This window comes from Psychrobacter sp. FME13, from assembly GCF_014861395.1.
Classification (GTDB): domain Bacteria; phylum Pseudomonadota; class Gammaproteobacteria; order Pseudomonadales; family Moraxellaceae; genus Psychrobacter.
In genome coordinates this window covers 1-4,440 of record NZ_RRYV01000203.1, presented here as the reverse complement: position 1 = coordinate 4,440, position 4,440 = coordinate 1, and the positions used below count along the sequence as shown (strand labels likewise).

The 4,440-nt window shown below is 40.0% G+C and carries 3 protein-coding genes; all 3 read left to right on the top strand.

Going from position 1 to position 4,440, the window contains the following annotated elements; genetic code table 11:
• Positions 1-320, top strand: a 320-nt coding sequence (locus EI164_RS14795; RefSeq protein ID WP_192520680.1) for a transposase, incomplete at its 5' end; no start/stop codon positions are given.
• Positions 321-816: 496 nt separating this feature from the next.
• Positions 817-2,130 carry an OmpA family protein gene (locus EI164_RS14790; RefSeq protein ID WP_192520679.1) on the top strand — a complete coding sequence of 438 codons (1,314 nt, stop codon included), beginning with the start codon at positions 817-819 and terminating at the stop codon, positions 2,128-2,130.
• A 357-nt stretch (positions 2,131-2,487) separates the two neighbouring features.
• A complete protein-coding gene (typA, locus tag EI164_RS14785; protein ID WP_192520678.1) occupies positions 2,488-4,338 on the top strand; it encodes a translational GTPase TypA in 1,851 nt (616 codons plus the stop codon).
• Positions 4,339-4,440 lie beyond the last annotated feature (102 nt).

The following is a 4,440-nucleotide window of genomic DNA, read 5'->3' as shown; positions in this document are numbered from 1 at the left end:
CTGATAAAGGGTATATCAGCCCTAGTCTGACATCGTACTACGACGCTCAAGGAGTGGATTTACAAACGCCACTCAGAGCCAACATGAAAGAGGATAGACCCAAACCTGTGGTAAGACGGCTAATGAAAGCTCGCCGTATCGTTGAAACAGTCATTGGTCAGCTATCAGAACGATTTAATATACAAAGAGTGCGAGCAAGAGATTTATGGCATTTGTCTCATCGATTGATTCGTAAGATTCTGTCGCATAATCTGTGCTTTGTACTCAATAAAAAACTTGGTAATCCGCCTCTTCAGTTTGATTTGCTTATTTCAAGTTGAGAGTGGGGTAAAAACAGTATTTTTAATATATTGGGTGTATTAAAATTTAAAACCATGTCTGCTTTACATATGTATAGAATAATGTTGGCTAATCTAATATATACAGAATATATGTCTACTGTCAAAAAATGTTTCAATTAGTGAATGACAGGTTTTAATAATAGAGAAAAAATACTAACTGTACTAAAATAAGCTCAGACAATAGATACTGTTAGGTTTACTATCTATTGTGAACTGACATACAAAAGATAAAAAGCGTAAGGTGTGTTAGTTCTAGGTAACTTAAGCTGGTTATTGTGTTTTAGTTACGACATTATCGTGTAATAATGTGTAGCTCGTTAACGAAAAAAGTTGTAAACTGAATTGATAATCGCTAAGCTACTCCTTAATTGGTTTTGCTTTGTCACTTAAAATTCGTAAAAGATGTCTATTTTAGAGCATCTTGAGAAGCGGTTTTGCTTAACGCATCACTAAAATTATCCTTTGGAGGAAGTCCATGAAATTGAATAAAATTGCTCTAGCTCTGGTTGCTGTAGCGGCTGCACCTTTAGCAGCTAATGCTGGCGTAACTATTAGCCCATTGTTACTAGGTTACCATTACACTGGCGAAGCTCATGACGAGCAACGCGAAATTCTTAAAACTGGTAAAAACTTGTACGTAAATGCTGATGGTAATAACATCGACGATGGTACTCCTTTTAATGGTGCTAATGGTCATCCTAATAATGGCGGCGTAGCTAAAGAAAGTAGCCTATACACTGGTGCTGCACTAGGTATTGAGTTAACTCCTTCTACTCAGTTCCAAGTAGAGTATGGTGTGTCAAGTGCAAACGGCGAAGCCTCTGAAGATTCTGCAAAAGCTGGTGTTAACCGCTTTGACGTAGAACAAACCATGCTTTCTGGTAACTTCTTAATTGGTACTGAAGAGTTTACTGGTTACACTGATAGTGCGTTCAAGCCATATGTGTTGGTTGGTGCTGGTCAGTCTAAGATCAAAGTAGAGAACCAAGAAACTTATACTGCTGCTAAAGGTTCTTCTGTAGGTACAGTTAACGCTGGTACTGAAGTTGCAGAATCTAAAGATACTATTGGTAATCTAGGTCTAGGTGCTATGTATCGTATCAACGACGCTTTAAGCCTACGTGGTGAAGCTCGTGCGATTCATAACTTTGATAACAACTGGTGGGAAGGCATGGCTTTGGCCGGTCTAGAAGTTGTACTTGGTGGCCATTTAGCACCTACAGTAGCAGTACCACCAATGCAAGAGCCAGTTATCGACACTACTCCAGTAGTAGTAGTTGAATCTGATCTTGATTCTGATGGTGATGGTGTACCTGATAGCATCGATGCATGCCCAGGCACTCCAATGAACGTAGTTGTAGATGAACGCGGTTGCCCAGTACCAGTAGACATTACTGACGAACTAAAAATGGAGCTACGTGTATTCTTTGATAACGACAAATCAGCTATCAAAGCACAGTATCAACCAGAGATTGCTAAAGTAGCAGAGAAGATGCGTGAGTATCCTAACTCTACAGCACGTGTAGAAGGTCATGCTTCTAAAACTGGTCCTTCAGCACGTTATAACCAACGTCTATCTGAAGCTCGTGCCGTTGCGGTTAAATCTATGCTAACTAATGAATTCGGTATTGCTCCAAACCGTCTATCAACCGTTGGTTATGGTTATGACAACCCAATCGCGCCAAACGATACTGAAGAAGGTCGTGCTATGAACCGTCGTGTTTATGCCATCATTACTGGTGACAAAACAATGACTGTTGAACAAACTAAAGATATGGTTGTTCAGTAAATAATAGCCAACTGGTTATGTAATATAAATATATAGTTACAAAAAAAGCCACCCATTGGGTGGCTTTTTTTTATTTATGTATTGAGAAAAGTAAGTTATTACATAAATTTATGAATCAATAATGTTATACTAGCGACCCAAACATTCTGTAAATTGACAGAATGTACATTAGCATAGCTATCTGTATGATGAATTTATCAGTGTAGATACTTGATTATATTGAAATTATTTGATTAATAGCACACACTGTGCGATCGTCTAAAAGTAAATACTCAATATCTATCTGGTTGATGATAAAGGTTTATCCAGCGGCGCTTAATGCTACTGCATTTTTTTAAGACGAAACGAGCATTTTATATGGCGAACGATATCAAACACCTGCGTAACATTGCAATTATTGCCCACGTTGACCACGGTAAAACAACTTTGGTTGATAAGTTATTACATCAGTCTGGTACTTTTGGCGACCGTGCAAACATTGCTGAACGTGCAATGGATTCAGGCGATATTGAGCAAGAACGTGGTATTACCATTTTGGCTAAAAACACAGCTATCCGTTGGACAGATACATCTTCAGAGACAGAGTATCGTATCAACATCGTTGACACCCCAGGTCACGCCGATTTTGGTGGTGAAGTTGAACGTGTCATGTCGATGGTTGACTGCGTACTTTTAGTTGTTGATGCTGTTGATGGCCCAATGCCACAAACTCGTTTCGTAACGCAAAAAGCGTTTGAGCAAGGCCTAAAGCCTATTGTTGTAATCAATAAGATTGACCGTCCTGGTTCGCGTCCTGACTGGGTTATGGATCAAATTTTTGATTTGTTCGATAACTTAGGTGCAACTGATGAACAGCTTGATTTTCCAGTTGTTTATGCATCAGCATTGAATGGTATTGCAGGTCTAGAAGCTGATGACTTAGCTGATGATATGACGCCACTGTTCAAAACCATCGTTGATGTTGTACAAGCGCCACAGGTTGATGCAGATGCGCCGTTCCGTATGCAAATCTCAAGCCTTGACTATAACAGCTTTGTTGGTGTTATCGGTATTGGCCGTATTCAGCGTGGTAAAGTTAAACTTAACACACAAGTAACTGTCATTGATAAGCATGGTAGTACGCGTAATGGCCGTATTTTAAAAATTATGGGCTACCACGGCCTTGATCGTATTGATGTTGAAGATGCACAGGCTGGTGATATTGTTTGTATCACTGGTATTGATGCACTTAATATCTCAGATACAATTTGTGATCCAGCTAACGTTGAAGCATTACCAGCGCTAACGGTTGATGAGCCTACAGTTTCAATGAACTTCCAAGTAAACAACTCACCATTCGCTGGTCGTGATGGTAAGTTTGTGACGTCACGTAACATTCGTGAGCGTCTTGAGCGTGAATTGATTCATAACGTGGCACTACGTGTAGAAGACACAGAGTCTCCTGATAAATTTAAAGTATCAGGTCGTGGTGAGCTTCACTTATCTGTACTTATCGAAAACATGCGTCGTGAAGGTTTTGAAATGGGTGTTTCAGGCCCAGAAGTTATTGTTAAAGAAGTGGATGGTAAACTACAAGAGCCGTATGAAAACGTTGTCTTTGATATTGAAGAAGATCATCAAGGCTCTATCATGGAGCAAGTTGGTCTACGTAAAGGCGAAATGACTAACATGGAACTTGATGGTAAAGGTCGTATGCGTATTGAAGCGACTATCCCTGCACGTGGTTTGATCGGCTTCCGTTCTGAATTCTTAACCTTGACTTCAGGTTCAGGAATTATGACATCAAGCTTCTCACATTACGGTCCACAGAAGATTGGTGATGTTGGTGGTCGTACTAATGGTGTACTTGTTTCTATGGCGAAAGGTGTTTGTTTAGGCTTTGCACTATTCAACCTACAAAAACGTGGTAAGTTATTTGCTGAGCCACAGCTTGAAGTATACGAGGGTATGATTGTTGGTCTAAACTCTCGTAGTGATGATATGACGGTTAACCCGACTACTGCTAAGCAGTTGACTAACGTCCGTGCTAGTGGTACTGATGAAGCATTAACATTGACTCCAGCAGTGAAGTTTACGCTTGAGCAAGCACTTGAATTTATTCAGGATGATGAGTTGGTTGAGGTAACACCTAAAGCTATCCGTATCCGTAAACGTTACTTGACTGAAAGTGAGCGTAAGCGTCATGGTCGTGGTAAAAAAGGTGCTTAATAGGCCTGCTTAGCTCGAACGTTTTCATAAAAAAGGCTAACGCAATGTGAACTGACCCCCAAATGTTGGACGGTTTAAGTTTATATCAAGGACTGAGTTCTG